The organism is Alteribacillus bidgolensis, from assembly GCF_002886255.1.
Lineage (GTDB): Bacteria > Bacillota > Bacilli > Bacillales > Marinococcaceae > Alteribacillus > Alteribacillus bidgolensis.
Map to the genome: position 1 here is coordinate 1,358,867 of NZ_KZ614149.1, position 18,661 is coordinate 1,377,527.

The 18,661-nt window shown below is 35.8% G+C and carries 18 protein-coding genes and 2 pseudogenes; 4 read left to right on the forward strand and 16 right to left on the reverse strand.

Translation table 11 applies throughout. From position 1 onward, the window contains the following. Positions 1–199: 199 nt before the first annotated feature. The 5 genes and pseudogenes from CEF16_RS06900 to CEF16_RS06920 form a co-directional block, all read right to left on the reverse strand. Positions 200–505 (reverse strand): hypothetical protein, encoded by a 306-nt coding sequence (locus CEF16_RS06900; protein WP_139185912.1) that lies wholly within the window; start codon positions 503–505, stop codon positions 200–202. Between the two features lie 357 nt (positions 506–862). Then, positions 863–1,762, reverse strand: a complete 900-nt coding sequence (locus CEF16_RS06905) for an endonuclease/exonuclease/phosphatase family protein (RefSeq protein WP_245917787.1) — start codon at positions 1,760–1,762, stop codon at positions 863–865. Between the two features lie 488 nt (positions 1,763–2,250). Further along, entirely contained in the window at positions 2,251–2,694 is a 444-nt protein-coding gene (locus tag CEF16_RS06910; RefSeq protein WP_091582416.1) for a DUF3267 domain-containing protein, read from the reverse strand. A 10-nt stretch (positions 2,695–2,704) separates the two neighbouring features. Further along, positions 2,705–2,920: a helix-turn-helix transcriptional regulator gene (locus CEF16_RS06915; protein WP_245917788.1), complete on the reverse strand. Its 216-nt coding sequence runs from the start codon at positions 2,918–2,920 to the stop codon at positions 2,705–2,707. Positions 2,921–3,510: 590 nt separating this feature from the next. Then, positions 3,511–3,708, reverse strand: a pseudogene (locus CEF16_RS06920) (DUF3231 family protein); the annotation flags it as partial. On the opposite strand from CEF16_RS06920, the pseudogene CEF16_RS06925 reads away from it, so the two are divergent. Continuing rightward, positions 3,709–3,900: pseudogene (locus CEF16_RS06925) on the forward strand (DUF3231 family protein); the annotation flags it as partial. Between the two features lie 625 nt (positions 3,901–4,525). Here the strand turns inward: CEF16_RS06925 and CEF16_RS06930 are convergent. The 6 genes from CEF16_RS06930 to CEF16_RS06955 form a co-directional block, all read right to left on the reverse strand. Beyond that, positions 4,526–5,236 (reverse strand): SAM-dependent methyltransferase, encoded by a 711-nt coding sequence (locus tag CEF16_RS06930; RefSeq protein WP_091582408.1) that lies wholly within the window; start codon positions 5,234–5,236, stop codon positions 4,526–4,528. 752 nt (positions 5,237–5,988) lie between these two features. Beyond that, on the reverse strand, positions 5,989–6,561 hold the full coding sequence (locus CEF16_RS06935) for a bifunctional transcriptional activator/DNA repair enzyme AdaA (RefSeq protein WP_091582405.1): 573 nt from the start codon (positions 6,559–6,561) through the stop codon (positions 5,989–5,991). Positions 6,562–6,598: 37 nt separating this feature from the next. After that, positions 6,599–7,846, reverse strand: a complete 1,248-nt coding sequence (locus tag CEF16_RS06940; protein ID WP_091582402.1) for an APC family permease — start codon at positions 7,844–7,846, stop codon at positions 6,599–6,601. A gap of 240 nt (positions 7,847–8,086) precedes the next feature. Then, on the reverse strand, positions 8,087–8,320 hold the full coding sequence (locus CEF16_RS06945) for an AAA-type ATPase lid domain-containing protein (RefSeq protein WP_091582400.1): 234 nt from the start codon (positions 8,318–8,320) through the stop codon (positions 8,087–8,089). Positions 8,321–8,357: 37 nt separating this feature from the next. Further along, complete coding sequence (locus CEF16_RS06950; protein ID WP_091582397.1) at positions 8,358–8,957, reverse strand: alpha/beta hydrolase; 600 nt, start codon at positions 8,955–8,957, stop codon at positions 8,358–8,360. A gap of 887 nt (positions 8,958–9,844) precedes the next feature. After that, complete coding sequence (locus CEF16_RS06955; protein ID WP_091582395.1) at positions 9,845–10,945, reverse strand: 2-aminoethylphosphonate aminotransferase; 1,101 nt, start codon at positions 10,943–10,945, stop codon at positions 9,845–9,847. A gap of 272 nt (positions 10,946–11,217) precedes the next feature. On the opposite strand from CEF16_RS06955, the gene CEF16_RS06960 reads away from it, so the two are divergent. Continuing rightward, a complete protein-coding gene (locus CEF16_RS06960) occupies positions 11,218–12,339 on the forward strand; it encodes a UDP-N-acetylmuramoyl-tripeptide--D-alanyl-D-alanine ligase (RefSeq protein WP_170031671.1) in 1,122 nt (373 codons plus the stop codon). Positions 12,340–12,379: 40 nt separating this feature from the next. Next, a complete protein-coding gene (ddlA, locus tag CEF16_RS06965) occupies positions 12,380–13,468 on the forward strand; it encodes a D-alanine--D-alanine ligase (protein ID WP_091582389.1) in 1,089 nt (362 codons plus the stop codon). Between the two features lie 226 nt (positions 13,469–13,694). Here ddlA and CEF16_RS25505 read toward each other — a convergent pair whose 3' ends face one another. The 5 genes from CEF16_RS25505 to CEF16_RS06985 are packed head-to-tail and all read right to left on the reverse strand — an operon-like array spanning position 13,695 to position 17,592. Next, positions 13,695–14,204 carry an IlvD/Edd family dehydratase gene (locus CEF16_RS25505; protein ID WP_211295842.1) on the reverse strand — a complete coding sequence of 170 codons (510 nt, stop codon included), beginning with the start codon at positions 14,202–14,204 and terminating at the stop codon, positions 13,695–13,697. Positions 14,205–14,212: 8 nt separating this feature from the next. Next, a complete protein-coding gene (locus tag CEF16_RS06970) occupies positions 14,213–15,367 on the reverse strand; it encodes a dihydroxy-acid dehydratase domain-containing protein (protein ID WP_211295843.1) in 1,155 nt (384 codons plus the stop codon). 42 nt (positions 15,368–15,409) lie between these two features. After that, on the reverse strand, positions 15,410–16,006 hold the full coding sequence (locus CEF16_RS06975; protein WP_139185910.1) for a tripartite tricarboxylate transporter substrate binding protein: 597 nt from the start codon (positions 16,004–16,006) through the stop codon (positions 15,410–15,412). After that, positions 15,960–16,436 carry a type 2 periplasmic-binding domain-containing protein gene (locus CEF16_RS24790; protein WP_091582383.1) on the reverse strand — a complete coding sequence of 159 codons (477 nt, stop codon included), beginning with the start codon at positions 16,434–16,436 and terminating at the stop codon, positions 15,960–15,962. The genes CEF16_RS06975 and CEF16_RS24790 overlap by 47 nt, the downstream gene beginning before the upstream one ends. After that, complete coding sequence (locus tag CEF16_RS06985) at positions 16,429–17,592, reverse strand: tripartite tricarboxylate transporter permease (RefSeq protein WP_245917789.1); 1,164 nt, start codon at positions 17,590–17,592, stop codon at positions 16,429–16,431. The genes CEF16_RS24790 and CEF16_RS06985 overlap by 8 nt, the downstream gene beginning before the upstream one ends. A 293-nt stretch (positions 17,593–17,885) precedes the next feature. Here CEF16_RS06985 and CEF16_RS06990 point away from each other — a divergent pair, with 293 nt between their 5' ends. Next, positions 17,886–18,476, forward strand: a complete 591-nt coding sequence (locus CEF16_RS06990) for a peptidoglycan-binding domain-containing protein (protein ID WP_170031674.1) — start codon at positions 17,886–17,888, stop codon at positions 18,474–18,476. The last annotated feature ends 185 nt before the right edge of the window (positions 18,477–18,661 follow it).

Genomic DNA, 18,661 nt, shown 5'->3' on the forward strand with positions numbered 1-18,661 from the left:
GATGGGTTTTCTGATAAATACTTAAAAATTCATTGAAATAGGCTTTATCTACGTGAAACATAATGTCAGCTTCAACGGGAGCCAATTTTACCCCTTCCCAATCAATGAACAGGGAGATAATTAATATTTACTCTACTTTAGCAACTACTGTCCCAAACACAATTCTTCTCCAACATATGCTTCAAGTTCCTACATTCCACTAATCGGCAAAGACATCATCGTGTGCACCTGCTCCATTATGAGAACCAGCTAATTCCTTACTTTCAACAACTGTTACATCTTTATTTGTTTCTATTATAACAACAACTTCAAAATCACCCTCTAACTTCTGTTTCTTTCCCCCTATTCGTCCTTCTTCCAATAGCACCGTATAAGAACCAGATTGAAAGGTTTTACTCACCTCTAGATTACTGTTATCTTCTTTCACCAGCTCCTCAGATACTCCATCTTTAACAACGTCTTCTTTCTTCCCTTCAAAATTATCATCCGAATTACATCCCAGCATTGTAAGAAACACTAATAACGATAGCACTCATAATTTTTGACTTAAACGTTCTCCTCTCAACTCTTCCAAAATCCTGTAGAGATGCTGAGAGTAAAATGCGTTTATCTTTTAGTGTTCATTGGTAAGATTCTATTCCTATAGATTAATAGAAAAAAGAAGAAACTACCCGTGTTGGATAGCTTCTTCTTTTATTATTCCTTTATCTACACCGTTTCCAAATAAACATTCTTACTTCTGGAGATCAAACTGAATGTAGTCGAGGTGGTACGACCCAGAATCAGTCACGTTTATCATAATTGTATGGGAGCCTTGAGCTGACAGATCCACAAATTCAGCCCTTTCCCCTTTACTTAAGCGTTATGGAAGATCAATATCCGCAACAACAGGGTAATGATCACTAGGGTATTGACCATTTTTTTGGTAGTCTACGATTGCAGTTGTCTCTGTCGTCACATCCTCGCTGGAGAGAATCCAGTCGATTCTATTATCCGCTCCTCCTCCGGAAGGATTGTCAAAACCATTGAACGTACCCAGATGTTCATTTATTCTTGTTTGAGCAGTAGCCCAAGTATCAACGAAAGGCCCCTGTTCCGTGAGAATACGATGAGGTTCGCTGTTAGGTCCTGCATTAAAATCACCCGTTACAATAATTGGAACGTCGGGATCAAATTCTTCTATTTTTTCAGTGATAAGCTCAGCACTTTTCTCTCTAGCCTCTGTGGAGATATGATCAAAATGGGTGTTTACGAAATAGAGGGGCTTGTCCGTTTTGGTATCGAGAAATTTAACCCAAGTGACCATTCGCGGGATCGTATTTCCCCATGAGGTGGACCCAATCACTTCGGGAGTATCTGATAACCAATAATGGTCATATTCTAAAGGAGTAAAACGGGTTTCATCATAATAAACAGCCATAAATTCTCCTTTATCCCCTCCCTCTCGACCTAAACCAATCCAATCATAATTAGGTAAATCATTGTCCACGTCTTTTACTTGTTGATATACAGCTTCTTGTGTTCCAAAAATATCAGGCTGCTCTTTACGAATAACCTGACGAACCGTAGAACGTCTCTCCTCCCATGTATGCGGGGATGGATCAAAATTATTCATATACCTCAAGTTAAACGTCATTGCCGTCAAGTCTGTCTTTGTTGAAGATTTTTCTGAGGCAAAGGCCTCTGTTGAAAAAAGAAATAAGCTTCCCATAAGTAAAATGGAAAATGACCACAGAAAAAAAGATCTCACTATTCCTTTCACATTAAATTCCTCCTTTGAAATTTTTTACAAATAGAGAATATCAAAAGGATGTAAATTTCCTACTACAGCTATATAAAGCTTTGAATAGCCAAAATTAAAAAAATTTACCATTGAAACTGGTAAAAGCAACAAGCCTTCTCATTTTGCAGGAAATTACTCCCATACCCATTTCACTTTTTTCTTCCCCTACTGCGTTCCGTATAGCAAAAACATTCCCGTTTTTTTACGAAAATTCATGCTAAGGTCACAGATTTTGACACCTTTTACTTTGTCATTGCAAAAGTTGATATTTTCTTTATTTTTTTTCCTTGAACTTACAAAATAGGAGACATTTCGGAATATGCGATTAACTCCAATACCTTCGAACGTTAATACTTTTTATTTAAGAAGGCATTAAAACCCCAAAAGACCGCGGTTGTTGAATTGTTCATTAACAACATAAAAAGAAGAGCTCAATTCATGCTTTAGAATTGAACCCTTTCGTTAAATTAAAGACTTCTATTAAACTTATACTCTTCGTTCCTTTGTGCGTTTTTCCAATAAGTGTCTGGTCCATTACTTTTTAGAGTGGCATTTTTCGGTACTTGTTTAATAATTAGAAACATATTAAGCATATCAACTGATGATGCCATTGCGTTTAGTATGATCAAAAATTTTAATGTCGTTGTTAAAAGCCCAAATACACTTAATATTAGTGGAAATATAATTGAAATAATCATAAAAGGAGCAATGGTGATCACTATATATCTTGCTTTTGAAATCTCTTCTTCCGTTATTACAAAACCACCGAACAGAGTAAGTCCTGCATATGTTTTTTCTGATTTAATAAAATGAGGAATGAAAATCAAATGAAGTAATTCGTGAAATAGTAAAAGTAAGACTAGCAAAAAAACTATTTCTAAGTTAATAATTATTGATATTTTATCAGGCATGAGGCCAAACTCACTCAAAAAAAGTGGTTATAAAATGTGATTCACTATTAAACCCACATTTGTAAGCAATCTCTGCAATGCTTAAATTTGTATGATGTAATAAATATTTGGCTTCATTCAGTCGGAGTTGTATAAGGTAGTTAATCGGTGTTTCTCCCATAGATTTTTTAAAGACACGCAAAAAATAATAAGGGCTTAGGTTAACTTCTGAAGCAATATCATTCAAAGGTAATATTATCCTGAAGATTATCTCAGGAAGTGCTTGGTGTAGATTGGCTAAGTACTTCTTGTATCGACTTTGAATTCGAATCTAGTTAAGGACGTGATTTTTAAGTAAACAAGAATATCAATAATTATCGGAAAATGATTAAATTTAATATTCAGGAGAAAGCAGAATATACTAATTTTTGGCGGAAATAGTAAAAATAGGACAGCCCTTAGAGGCTTTCCCTTATTTCATTAAAGAGGGTGCTTATTTAATAAGCCGTCCTATTTATACGTCTAAAATATGGAAAAGTCATTGTGCCTATTGGGGAGTTTTGAAATAATTAATGTTAAGCAATCGGGCAGTTTAATTAAATAGAATTTCAGTAATGTATGTCAACATTGAAAATAGACTTATATAATTCTTGTTAACAAGGAAGGTGATTTTATGGTGCTGAATACGAAAAATCCAAAGTGGACAATATGGGCAAAAGCATTATGAAAATTTCTTTCATCCCTGAAAATCAAATCGAACGGCTATTGGATGATTTTATACTAAATTAACAATAACAAGTATAGGGACTGATTTATAACTAAAAGATTAATGATATGTTATTTATCTTTTGCAATTTCTTCTCTATTAGGGGCAAGTGGTGGTTGTTCCAGCCAGTTATTTTTAACCATGATTTTAAACCAATTCTTAGTTACCCTTAGGTTTTTAAGAATCGTTTCTTCATATGCCGTTATAAGGTCTGTTCGCATGCTTGCTGCTAAACCTTTCCCATAGTATTCTTGTGCAACTTGAGATAATCCATACATGCGATTTTTAAAGATGCAATTAAGACGTTTGAAAAACAAAAAAAGCAAATCGTAACTTTGTTAGAAAATGAGGGGTTTCCAGTTCCCATTGGGTTTACTAATTCAGAACTCAATCAAGGTACAAAGAGACTGTTTAGTGACCTCTTTTGCTTACATTATTTGTATATCATGACTCTACATGGCCCGCAAATCCTCTCTTGCAGAAATCCCCAATGAAGTTGTGTGACCGTTCAAACTTTATTAACCACTTCTGTCATTGTTCCGTTCACATATTGTCCCCACAATGACCCAATTTCGGAAGAGGTCAGTTTTATTTTATTCTTATCCATAAGATCACCTCTAAGGATATTTTGATCCATTTAACCAAAAATATGACTATAGAATTGGAGTTGTGTAAGATTTTTACTGTTGGTTAATCATTGGTTCTAGGTCTCAAAACAAAATAAAGTTTCCAGAATAATGTAACCAAGCACATTAACACAGACAGTTGTTTTCACTTTTTTTCCGGATTTGCTCCGGCTTAACTGCTAGACCAGATTGAACAGTTCCTTTCAACCATTTGCTTTCGAAGTTTCTCGTTGATTTTCCCCTCGTCCTTTGCACTAAAACCAATCAGTTTATTGAAATCTTTAATAATGGCTAAGTTAAGTGTAAAATTATCATAATAGTATATATTTTCTGACTTTAAGTGAATGCTTTTAATTTTCTCGATTTAATACGAACTATTTCAAATTATAATGGAATACTTCTTTCCAATAAAAAAAGCGCAATCCCTTATTACGGAATGCGCCCCTTGATTGAAAATCGATTATTTTTTACCCTTCTTTATTTTTAACATTGAATTAGCATTTGTCTGAAATTCATATGGAACTTTAACCTCTTCGACTGTACAACCATTGTTCACGAGATAAATTATTAATTTATCTAAATGTTCATATCGTTGTCCTTCCAAAGCAACTAAAGGGAAAATTCGAATTTCTTCTTTGGTAACTCTCAATAACTCATTCAGTGTTTCTATATGAAACTTATAATCTAATCGATCAGCGTACATAAATAGAAAATGTCCAGAAAGAAGAATATCAAATTCTGCATCTTTAAACGGTAAATAAGGTAAAGTAACAGGAACATATCGTTCGCTAGATTCCATAATGTCATTAGCACATTCTTTTAATGCACTCAAACGAAGTTTTCTGAGACCTTCGATATCTTTGAAATAATCCCAAATATAATTATTTTTTGCTTTTTCCATGAGTTCCATCGCATGTTCAATATCTCGCAAACCTTTATTTTTAAGGTTTTCTCCTGAATAATAATAAGTAATATCGCATGCCGTTACGTCTAACCCTAATCTGTTACCTATTGCTGTAAATGAACATGCTCCTGCTGGACAATCCAGTATCTTTTTCCCTTTCAGTTCTTCTTTCGAAAGAGAAAACATGTCTAAATACTCTTCAAAGGTTCTCCCAATAAAAACGATTCTTTCTAAATCTAACTTTGTACTCTGCTCAACCCTGCTCAACTAAACTCACCTCTAATAATAGGAATTAAATTTATATTATCACAAACTAGACGAAGCAATCATGTATACCCAGGTTAGTGTCTCATTTAGAATGAGATAAGATAACACAGCAGTTGATGCGGATACGCCAGATACGCTTCCAGATACCTTTGATACCCCACTGTACCACAGGTAGAAGGCTATGACCGTCACCACTGTTGACTAAAGTCAAAGCCTACTGCCTCATACAAGGCAAATGGCAGAAAAAATGTAAATATTAAAAGTAAAAGAATGCCTCCAAAGATATCAACTGTTAAATTAAGGCAAAACTCTAAAGAAAACTTCAAATTAACTTGTTTGAAGCTTATTTGGCATGCGCAATTTTATTGTCACATGAGTTTTAAACTTTTTTATCCCTACCTATTGACCTTCTATTAGCTGGTATTGATGGAACCAGAGTAAGCCTCTAAGGGCTACCTTATTTAAACTATTCCCTCCAAAAATTGTATATTCTGCTTTGTCCTCAATATTAAATTCAATCATTTCTCAAGCAATTCGTATTTTCCTCACTTCAAGCTCAAATGGTAAATGAAATTCTTGATGTTCTCCGCCAAGATATTCTTGCAGCTGTTGTCGAATAGGTTTACCTAACTCAGAGCTCTTTTTAACAGTGTGATTTTTAACAAAAGATGACCAAAGATCATCATGCGCACGAGTGTTCCATTTTCCCTTAGAACACAAATCTTAAAAGCCCGATATCTGTTTGACATTCATCATAGATCGTGACTAAAACCTCTCCTATATTGTTGAGGTGTCTGCTTCGTTTTTTTTCGAAAAGCATGATAAAAGCTTGAGGAATTTTGAAATCCTACTTCATAACAAATATCAGTAACGGATAATTCAGTCGTTTTTAGAAGATGAACGGCCTTGTTGACACGTATATGCTGTAAATATGAATGTAGCGTTTTTGACGTATGCGTTTTAAAAAGTCGAGCTAAATAATAGGGACTTATGCCAATGTGTAGCGCGATTTTTGTCAAGGTAAGTCCTTCCTTATAATGGCTATGGATATATGCTTTTGTATCATTAATAATCGCCAGTTTTGGATCAAAGTTCTTAGTATCTGGTTGGCATCTTTTGCATGGACGAAAGCCTGCTCGTTTTGCGTCTTCTGGTGTTTGGAAAAAGGTGATATTTTCCTTATTGGGGTTTTTAGACTTACAGGAAGGGCGACAAAATATTCCCGTTGTCTTCACCGCATAGAAAAACACGCCGTCATATGAAGGGTCACAACTGTTAGCGATTGTAACCATTTCATTGAAGGAAAAACGTCCCTGAATAACCATGTCATTCAACTCCTTTACTTTGAACTTTAATATATCCTTAACGTCTCCGATGAAAAATGTACATATAAATCAGATAAATAGAAATGACGATCAATGGAACAATGATGTGTGACTGAAAAAACGGAAGTACAAGTACACATAAAATAAAGGCGATCAAAGAAGACAACCACGGTAATGTTCCATTTTTAAAGAGTTTAACACCTGCCGCCATCGAAAGAATATAAACAAGAATTCCCAAGGATGTTGGAATAAATAAAATATCATTAAATGTAAGAGACAAAGCTTCTGTAATGCAAACCCCCGCCCCTGCGAACATAACGACAAATATAACCATACGTCTTGATATTTGGATTTTTGGATGTAACACAGAAAAATAAGAAGGGAATGCCCTATCTCTACTTAGTGAAAAACCAAGCTGCGTGAGACTTGCAACGAATGCGTTTATTGTTCCTGTACAAATGATAAAAGCAAGCATTCCAGTAATTAATTGAGCGTTTAAACCAACCGTATCATTCATAATAACAGCAATTGGCGATAAATTACTCTCTTCATTACCATATGTCCCTGTTCCAATGGTTATAAAACTAAGCGCTAGAAAAAGAAACCCTATAATTATGGCGCTTATAATGGTACTTCTAACAATATTTTTATCTGGGTTTCTAAAATTGTTTGAAAGGTTACAAATCGCCTCCCAACCAAAAAAAGCCCAAAAAATGACGGTTATAGCAGACCCGATTGAACCACTTCCATGAGGAAAAAAAGGGGTGAATTGATTCAAACTTACACTAGGAAGAGACAAAAATATCGTTATCACTAATAGGAAAAATAAGCATCCACTTAATAATAAAGCCACTTTACCACTTACTCGAATGCCATAATAATTAGTGGCTCCTGCAATAAACAACATTAATAAAGCAGAAACCATGATTTCCGTCTGAGAAAAACCAAAGGCATTTCCTAAATAATAGGATCCGGTTAATGCAACGATGGTCTGCCCAACTGCTGCTGTAACAAAATAAAGCCATCCAATAATGTTTCCCAAATGTTCCCCAAATGAAATTCTTACAAAAGTGGCAGCCCCTCCAGCGTCGGGATATTCTTGTGCCAAGCAAGCAAACGAATAAGCAAGGGGAAAACTAATAATAATAACAATCATCCAGGACAGTATTGATGCAGGTCCTGCTATGGAGGCCGTAACTCCAGATAAAAAAAGAACGCCTGATCCTAATACGGTTGCAATATATAAAGCAATACCTTGAAATAATCCAATTGATATATTGGTCATGTAGTCACCTCTTTTCTACATGCAATATACCAATTAGAGATTGCGATAATCTTCCGGATTTTTGCGGTTTAATTTATTAAGATCGGCCATCCATAAAAATATACGGCAGCCCACTTATTCCATAATGACTCGATTCAGAACACTGCAGTATTATGAAAATACTTGTTTATATTTTTCTAGTTAGTTAATAAACATACTGCTAAATCATAAATAGCATAAATGCACCCATAACACGCATTGCTATTTTTCTGCTGCTAGTTTAATATTCCAATGATATTGATCCAACGTATGCTGGATAAATATTTTTTCATTCTCTTCTAAAGTATATTGTTTATTTTTTAATGTTTTTTCATTCTCCATGGCATCCAATTGTATATGCGAACGTTTTATAATGCTATCCTCAGCCATGAAAGATGATTGGAGCAATGCACTATATAATTCACGAATATTACCGGGCCAGGCATAGTTTTTCATCCAATCTTTTGCCTCATCTGATAGTGTTATTGTTTGATCACTTAATTGTTTTAAACCTTTCCCCAGCTAAAAAGATTTCAAAACGTACATCTAACCTACAAGCTTTTATATCATCCACTAACTCAGGCAAACCATTGTTGAACCAATGCCCATCATTGAGAATATGGGCCGCTGCATCATGAAGCTTTTCTAAGTAATATGTTTGATGTACTAAGGGTACTATTTCATCGTTCCGGCTATGATAGAAAATAATTTGAGGTGTGGAAGGGAGTTTCAAATGAAAATTTTCTTGCAGCATAAACTCTCCGCTCTGCCAATTTTTATCTATCCCCCAATAGGGCGCTGCAATAATAAACAATCCAGCAATGGACGGTGTGTAAGTTTCTTCAGAAAGATATTTTAATAAAACTGACCCGCCCAATGAGTGTCCAATAAGGATTACCTCAGAGTCCAACCTTATAAGTTCTTTTTCAATTTGCTCTTTCCATCTCATATACTTGGGATTTTCCGGCTCTGGCATTTTTGGATTCGAAATATTGTTCTTGCCAAACGCCTCTTGTAAATATGTTATCAACTCACTATTATCTTGATGAGAATCTTGAATCCCTGCCCCATGAATGAATAATAGCTTTTTCATGCTTATCTCCTTTAAAAACACAGTGTTATTTCATGAATAACCCTTTCACTCGTATAGTTACTCTTAAAAATCATCAGCGGTACGTATCCTGTTTTTACAATTAACGTCTGTCCTTGTTCAGATAATATCCATTCGATAAAACGGTTCGACGTGAGAATTGTCTGTACCATTTGTAATGGCATAAAATGATTAGTAAACGGGTACTCTTCCGCTTGAAACGACTGCTATGAAACTGAAAAAACCAAAAATAATAGTGAATACAAGTATACCAAACATTCACTTCACCACGCCTGCCAACACTCCACTCCTTCCATTATTTCAAATTTTCTCTTCCAATATTTTACTAAATATGGTCTGCGTTTACATCCTATTTTTCAATTCTTTATTCAATGGACAATTTTTCCTCAAACCCTTTTTTAACTTAACTCCCCCCTTATTTAAACTCAGATTTTTCATTTTGAATAATTTCGATATTAAAATTAGAGGCACTTAAGACAAATAACACCTCTGCCCTAACCAATACAGATCGCAGCATAATTTACTCGTCATTCATCTGCATTGGGTTGTCCTCTGATTTATACACATTGAAAAACCTTTTCCCCATTTGTAAAAAGAAGAAGGAATAATTCCATCCGCTTCTAACTTCGTCATCTAGCATTAAATTAAAACGAAACTTCATAGGCATAGCCTATTTTTATTTAACATACGAAAATAAAGGCTGCTAGGCTGCAGTTGGGCATAGACTGCTAATGAATATGAACAGCGTCCTTTGGTTCAATCAAAAACAAGATTTACCGTTTTTAAACCAATAAAAAACTACCTATATATTGGTAGTTAACATAGGCATTCCCTGTCCTAGTTTGCTTTCCATTACCTCTATATTAACCTTAAAGTGTAAGGAGATATTTTTCTAAAACATGTAAAAAATGCTGGATGTCTTTTTCTGTAATATCTCCAATGTTTGCGATACGAAAAGAATTTGCTGGTGCCAATTTTCCTTTATAAATAGTGATACCATGCTGAGCAAGATAGGCATGCATATTTTCAAATTTATAGGACTTGTTTGTTGGCTCATAAACGGCAGATACAAGTTTGGAATGATGTTCTGGAGCTACGACTAGTTTTAGTCCTAATTTTTTCAAACCATTTGTTAATAAGTTCCAACAACTAATGTACCTTTCATACCTTTTGTCGACTCCTTCTTTTATTAATTCTTCTAAAGCTGTCTTTAAAGCATGAAGAGTCTGGACAGGCGGAGTGAAACGAAAGAGGTCAAATGTTACAAAATGTATATATTGCTCATAGAGATTTAAATAGTAGTTTTTTGCTTTCACCTTTTTTAACTTTTCAAGCTCATCCTTTGCTCCAATTACAAACGAGATTCCTGGCAATCCTTGAATATTTTTATTTGCACTTCCGGCTATAAATGAGACATTTAACTTTTCCATATCAATGGGAATCGCTCCAAATGCGCTTACAGCATCTACTAGCAAGCTAATGTTATTGTGTTTACAAAGTCGGCTTAATGATTCGATATCGTTTAATAAACCTGTAGATGTTTCGTGATGGACAACTGCTAAATGAGTAATAGCTGTTTTTTGTATTTTAATGAATTGCTCCAACTCTGTTAACGTAATGGGCTTATCAAGGGGACTTTTATATTCTGCCACAGATATCCCATACGACTTCGCCATCTCTAGCATTCTAGCACCGTATACCCCATTATTAATCACACATAAATGACCGTCTCCTACGGTTGAGCTGATCATCGCTTCTACAGCGGCTGTGCCGGATCCGCCAAATAAGATCGTTTTGTATCTATCACTAGATGCCGCTATACCACTGATCATTGAAGAAACTTTCGTAATCAACTGTTGAAACTCTTTTTCCCTTGGACTCTTATCAGGAATAACCTGTGCCCGTTTCACCTGATCGCTAGTAGTGACCGGCCCAGGATTTAAAAGAAGGTTTCTCTTTTCTTTCTTCATTTTCTCACTCCTTTTTCGTTTATTTTCAATAAATTATTACATTTACTTATACACTTTTCATAATATTCTTTGATATAAGAAGGGGTAAGGGCAAGTGGCAGGTGAATCTATTAAATCAATTCTCTTAACCATTACCAGCGATTACATTAAACCAAGTCTTTTTACATAGTAAGAAAGCCTTTTTTACAGAACTAGGATCTTTCATTGCACAAGCTCTATTTTAGAAAATAATATAAATAGAAATGACAAAATCTAACAGGAGGAAAAAATGTATGGCATCCAAGATTCCTAAAATTCCTGCCATTGGAGTGACAGGAAGTGCTGGAAAATCAACAACCACTGCTTTTATTTATTCTATTTTTAAAACAAAGTGGAAGCATGTATTAAAAACACGTGGAAACCGTAACCTGCCTAAGCATACTAAACGATATGTGCAACAGATTAGGCCTTCTCATGATGCAGTCATTTTGGAAATGGGATTAGGCAGAGAAGCAGGGAAGTACCACTTTCGTTATCTCAAACCTAATTTTGGAGTCATCACAAATGTCGGAACCGCCCATTATGGAAAATTAGGAAACAGTATCAAAGCAACAGCCAAAAAAAAATCGGCAATGGCTAAATATATGAATCCTAAAGGGACATTACTGATCAATAAAGATGACAAAAACTCTAAACTTCTCTCTACCAAAAAATTTAAAGGCCAGCTAGTGACAGTAGGAATAAAAAAACGTGCTCACTACCAAGCAAAAAATATTAAGTATTCAAAAAACGGTGTCTCTTTCAGCGTTCGTTTAAACAGAAAAACAGAACGCTTTTTCATCCCGACATTCGGTGATCACAATGTGATTAATGCGTTGTTTGCGATTGCGATCGCACATCGGCTCCGGTTTTCTCCAAGGCAAATGAGATTGGGGTTAAAAAGATTTAAACCTCCAAGAAGACGGTTAAATGTTATTTCATTACCTAAAAAATCTCTTTTAATCGATGACACGTTTAATGCAAATCCCCAATCAGTAAAAGCAGCTACGGATGTACTAGTAAAGCTGGGCAAACGCAAGAAAAAAATAGCCGTCGTTGGAAGTATGCTGGAATTAGGGAGTTATTCAAGGAAAGGACATCATAAAGTAGGTAAATATTTAGCACGAAAAAGAATGGATAGGATATTCGTATTTGGAGTGAAAGCAAAGCAGATAAAAAGAGCAGCTATTTCTAGAGGCTATCCTTCTAAAAGAATTTATGCCTATACTGATCGTTACCAATTACACAATAAGTTAAAAAATTATGTCTCTCCGAACACCATCATATTAGTTAAAGGATCACACCGCATGAGAATGCGGGACACGGCCGAATTTGTCGCAGAATACAATTTGAAAAAATATGGAAAGAATCGATAGATATGTAGAAAACACTCTTAAATAAAAGAGGAGGTGAAGCATGAAACAAAAAGTAGGGTTGCTTTTTGGTGGAAAATCCACGGAACATCAGGTTTCTTTACAATCAGCAAAGAGTGTCTATGAAGCCATCGATAAAGATAAATATGACGTTCTTCTGATAGGAATAGATAAAAACGGAAATTGGAACCTTTATAATAATCTAGACACATGTCTATTAAATATAAATAATCCAAATAAGATTGCATTAAGAAAATCCGACAAACGCCTTGCGTTTTTCCCTGGAAAAAAACGCTATTCCCTTTTTGAATGGCCAAGTGCTGCTCCGTTCGGAAAAATAGATGTCATTTTTCCGTTAGTTCATGGAGGTACAGGCGAAGATGGCAGTATGCAAGGATTATTGCAGTTAGCGGATATACCGTTTGTAGGTCCTGGTGTTTTAAGTTCTGCTGTTTGCATGGATAAAGATATCGCAAAACGCCTGCTTCGTGATGCAGGATTAAGCGTCGCTCATTCCTTTACTTTTACAAGAGAGATGAAAAATACAATCCAATTCAATAAATTGAAAGCAAAATTAGGAACACCATTGTTTATTAAACCTGCTGATCAAGGGTCCTCTGTAGGGATCAGCCAAGTCGAAACAGCAAACGAATTCTATCAAGGAGTAAATCAAGCTTTTCATTATACCAACAAAATTATCGTGGAAGAAACGATAGCAGGAAGAGAACTAGAATGCGCCGTGTTAGGGAACGATTTCCCCATTGCATCTCTGCCGGGAGAAGTTTCAAAAAAGCAATCATTCTACTCTTATGAAGCAAAATATATCAATGAAGATGGTGCTCAATTGATGATCCCTGCAGATCTTAATGATAGCACCATCCAAAAAATTAAAAAAGAAGCGGTAAAAGCATTTAAAGCTTTGCATGGTGAAGGAATGGCAAGGGTCGATTTTTTCCTCACCAAGGAAAATAGATTGGTTATTAATGAGATCAACACCCTCCCTGGCTTTACTAACCGGAGTATGTATCCAAAATTATGGGAGGCAAGCGGTCTTTCCACTCGTGAACTTATTAATACCCTTATTCAATTAGCATTGGAAAGACAAAAAAATAACGACACATTAAAAAGCTAAGATTAGATTTCTTAGCTTTCTTTAATAAACTAAAAAGCAATGTTATTCTTTATCTGTTAAGTAAACTGCTTATGTTTTGTCCAGTAGTCTGTTCAAATTTATGGAAAGGACCCCCACTTTCTGTTGAAGTGGAGGTTTTTGAATGAACGAGTACATTTAATAAATAGCTGGTTCACCTATTGGCTCTCCAAAACTTGTTTCCAAGTAATCAAAATCACAACCTTTATCAGCTTGTTGTATATGATTTAAATACATCCATCCAAAACCACGACGGAATCGAGGAGAGGGTTTTTTTCCATTCTGCTTGTCTTTGTTCTAGTTCTTCATCTGATATTTCAATTTTTATAGACCTGTTATAAACATCAACAGTGATAATATCTTCAGTATTTACAAGAGCTAGTGGACCGCCGACATACGACTCTGGTGCAACATGAAGAATACATGAACCATAACTTGTTCCACTCATACGTACGTCAGAAATTCGTACCATATCTCTTACCCCTTGTTTAACCAATTTCTTTGGGATCGGTAACATCCCCCATTCCGGCATACCAGGTCCACCTTTTGGTCCTACATTTCGAAGAATTAAGATATGGTTTTCGGTTACTTCAGCATTTTCATCATCTGTGAAAGCTTTTAATGATGGATAATCATCAAATACAATGGCAGGACCTGAATGTTTTAAAAATTTTGGATTACAGGCACTTGCTTTAATGACACATCCATTAGGAGCCAAGCTGCCTTTCAGTACGGCAAGAGACCCTTCTTTATATACTGGTCATCCAGCTTACGAATTATATCATTATTATAAACTTCCGCATTTTGGATCACATTTCCTATTGTTTCCCCGACCACTGTCATTTCATCAAGATGAAGAAATGATCGCAACCGGTTCATCATACCATGAATACCACCCGCATAATAAAAGTCTTCCATTAAATACAGGTCTCCACTTGGTCGAATGTTTGCGATTACAGGAATGTCTCTACTAATTCGGTCAAAATCATCCATGCTTATATTACATTCGGCCCGTCTTGCCATCGCTATTATATGAATAATAGAGTTGGTGGAACCTCCTAAAGCCATGGCTGTGACAATGCCGTTTACGAATGATTTTTTAGTGAGAATTTTTCCCGGTGTCAAATCTTCCCACACCATCTCTACAATTCTTTTTCCCGCTTTTGAACACATTCGGTTATGATTTGTATCCACTGCTGGTATGGAAGAAGCACCTGGTATACACATACCCATGGCATCAACAATGGAAGTCATCGTACTTGCTGTTCCCATTGTCATACAGGTTCCTGCACTACGAGCTAACCCACCGCATATTCCTTCTAGTTCTCTATCACAAATATTACCAACGCGGTATTCATCCCAAGATTTAAAAGCATCTGAACCAGACCCAAGTGTCTCTCCACGATAGTTCCCTCTTAACATCGGTCCAGCAGGAATGAAAATGGCAGGAATTTGAACACTAATAGCACCAAGCATTAATCCAGGTGTTGTCTTATCACAACCCCCCATTAATATAGCTCCATCTATAGGATAAGATCGCAATAATTCTTCTACTTCCATAGCTAACAAGTTTCTATATAGTAATGGAGAAGGCTTATTAATACTTTCAAAAAGTGACATACATGGTATTTCTAAAGGGAGTCCTCCAGATTGGAGAACTCCTCGTTTTACATCTTCTACTCGATCTTTGAAATGGTGATGGCAAGGATTTATATCAGACCATGTGTTTAGAATCCCAATTATAGGTGAACCATCCCAATCATCTATTCCAAAACCCATTTGCATCATACGGGAACGGTGGTTAAAACTTCTAAAATCACCTGCATCTAACCATTTGGCACTCCGAAGCATTTCTGGTGTTATTACATTATTGTTATTCATAAGCACACTCCTACTTCTCTATTTATGATATAAAAAGCGGTGTTACTCATTACTTTTATTAATTTCTGTATATAATTGCTGCCTTTCTTCCATAAGATTTTCTGCCTCTTCTGGGTTCATATATTCTGGCTCCATCCCATAGCCTTTAGCTTTTTCTATATACTCTTCATTTTTCGTTGCCTTTTCGACTGCTTGTGTAAAAGTATTTACAATGTCATCTGGTGTTTCAGGTGGGAATCCCATGAAAAAGAACTTTTCAAACGTTGAATCTATACCTAATTCTTTGAAAGTAGGAACCTCTGGAAAGTACTCTAATCTTTCTTCGGAAAGTACCCCTAAAGCTTTCATATCACCAGATTCCAGATAATCATTTACTAATCCCAGTTGAATTGGAATGACATCCAACTGTCCTCCAAGGAGAGCAGCGTTTCTTTCTGAGAAATCACCAGCATCTACAAGATTAAATTTAGCATCTGTTTTTTCTTGTATATCTAGTAGTTGAAAATGAGTAAAGGCACCAACAGAAGTACCTATATTAATTTCTTCAGGATTCTCAACCGCATCTTCTATTAGATCTTTAGCATCTTCATATTCAGAATCTGCTCGTACCACCACACCATTTACCATGGTCAATTGCACTTATTCCAGCTATTTTAAAGTCTGAGTATTTGTTCTCCGTCAAACCTAGAATGTTATTAATTAAAATATTATTATGGAAGAATAAAACTCTATATCCATCAGGGTCTGACTTAAGAAGTTCTTGCGCTCCTACACTCCCACTAGAACCAGTTACATTTTGTACGACAATGGAAACACCTAATTCATCTTTAAGATATTCTGCTAAAAGACGTGCATTACGATCAGTATCTCCTCCTGCTGATGCAGGAACTACCATTTCTATTGATTTTTCAGGATATCCCGATGCCGCCTCTTTTTTCTCCTCTTCAGTATCAGAAGTATTAGCGGAGCTGTTATCGGTTGAACTAGATTCACTACAAGCAGCCAAAAAAGCAACCATGGCAAATATAGCAATCAAGTACCCAGTTCTTTTTTCAAAAAGGTCAATCATATAAAACATCTCCTTTTCCTCTGTAGTTTTTCCAAGCCTTTAAAACAACAGTGAGTAATGCGATGCTCCAAAATAATAAAGGAATAGGACTTATTAAAAATGGTAAAAAGTCTCCTTGTGTAGCCATTAACCCTCTTCTTAAATTTGTTTCTGCTATTGGGCCTAATATAAATCCTAAAATCACAGGGGTGATTGGAAATTTTAGTTTGATTAATACGTATCCTAAAATACCGAAAAATAGTAATGCCCCCATGTCGAATACTCTATTATTTTCTGCAAAAGCACCAACTGCACAAAGTACAATGATAATCGGTAACAACAGATGTCTAGGGATGCTCAAAATTTTAATAAAAATCTTCATTCCATAAAACAGAAAGATGATCATGGCTATATTAGCAATAATTAAGGCGGCGAAAATCCCATAAACGATATCAGTATTTTGAGAGAAAAATAACGGTCCTGGTTGAATGCCATGTATAACAAGACCACCAATAAGCATTGCTGTTACCGTATCCCCTGGAATTCCTAGAGCCATAAGAGGCACTAGTGCGCCGCCAACGGCTGCATTATTAGCACTTTCAGATGCTACTACCCCTTCTGGAGTTCCCTTGCCGAATTTCTCAGGTGTTTTAGACTGATTTTTGGCCGTGGCATATGCCACAATATTACCTGTACCACCACCGATTCCAAGTAGAATCCCTATTCCAATACCTATAAAACTCGAGCGCAAGAAGTTCCAAAATTGGTTAGCAAACTCTTTTAAAGAAAATCCAAAGCCTTTTACTTTATCAATCGAAATTTTTTTTGACAATGAATTGATTTTATTTTCTGATATTTTGATTATTTCACTGACAGCAAAAAGCCCAATAAGAGCTGGAAGTAAGTTGAACCCAGCGTTTAATTGATCCATTCCAAAGGTAAAACGAGCATAGGCATCTATTGGTGCAGATCCTACCATCGCAACGGATATACCTAATAAAGCACTTAACATACCTTTGATAATTGAGCCCTCGGATAAGCTAGAGATTAGTGTTAAGGCAAACATGGTAATGGAAAAGTATTCCATAGGGCCAAAACGTAAAGCAATTTCCGCAAGTGGAGGCGCTATCAAAATTAGTGCTGCAATACTCAGCAGCCCTCCTAAAAAGGAAAACACAATCCCATGGCGGAACTATCTTTTTAGATGAAATAGGTGAAATTTAACTGTGCAGCTCTTCCAGACAATTTATTGGTGGATGCAGCAGTTAGTGACGGTTGCGTCCTTTCATATTTTTTATTTAAAACTTCGTTATATTTGTGTAGAACCCTGTGTGGAAAACTTAATCTGCACCATTCGTTTTGACTTCACAATCAAACTCATAGGAAAATAAAAAATCTACATTACGAAAAAGGGTTTTCTTTAAAAATGTAGAAAAGATGTGAAGTAAAATATTGGAAAGGAGAATGTATGTGTTTACATTCCGGAGATTAAATCGTTACATGTCCATACTACTGGCTTGGGTCGTTCTAGCTTCCCCTACAGTTGGTGAAGCAGCGTTTGGAGATCAAAATTTGTATAAAGGTATGCAACACGATGATGTTGTTGTATTACAGGATCAACTTAAATCCATCGGTTTATTTCAATATCATACATCCACAGGATACTTTGGACCAATTACATACCAAGCTGTAATAGACTTTCAGCAAGAACAAAACATTGATGTGGATGGAATAGTTGGTCCGGAAACTTTTTCTGCTTTGAAAAATCGCCAAACTACGATTGAGTCTAATCAAATATTACATTTAGGAAGCAGAGGACAATCTGTTGTTAACCTTCAGAATCGTTTGAAACTTATGGGGTTCTATCCATCTAAAGTAGACGGTATATATGGTCCGATTACGAAACAAGCAGTCATTGATTTTCAGAAGGATCATGAGTTATTAGTTGATGGGATCGCCGGCCCACAAACGCTCAAAACAATTGAAGACCTAAGAGAAAAAGAAAAAGAGGAAGCAAATGAAAATGCTGGACAACGATTAACGGGAGAAGCGCTTGATTAAGGTAAAAAGCTGCTAATGGAAACGCCGAAAGGAATCAAGCAAGAAACATATCTTCATTCATATAATCAGTTCCATATAAGAAATGGCCCGCTTTCCGAATGAAAGGCGGGCCATTTCTTATGATTTCTCAAACTGCTCTTACAGTATTATTTTGCAAATTTACTTTTTACACTTTTGATATCTTG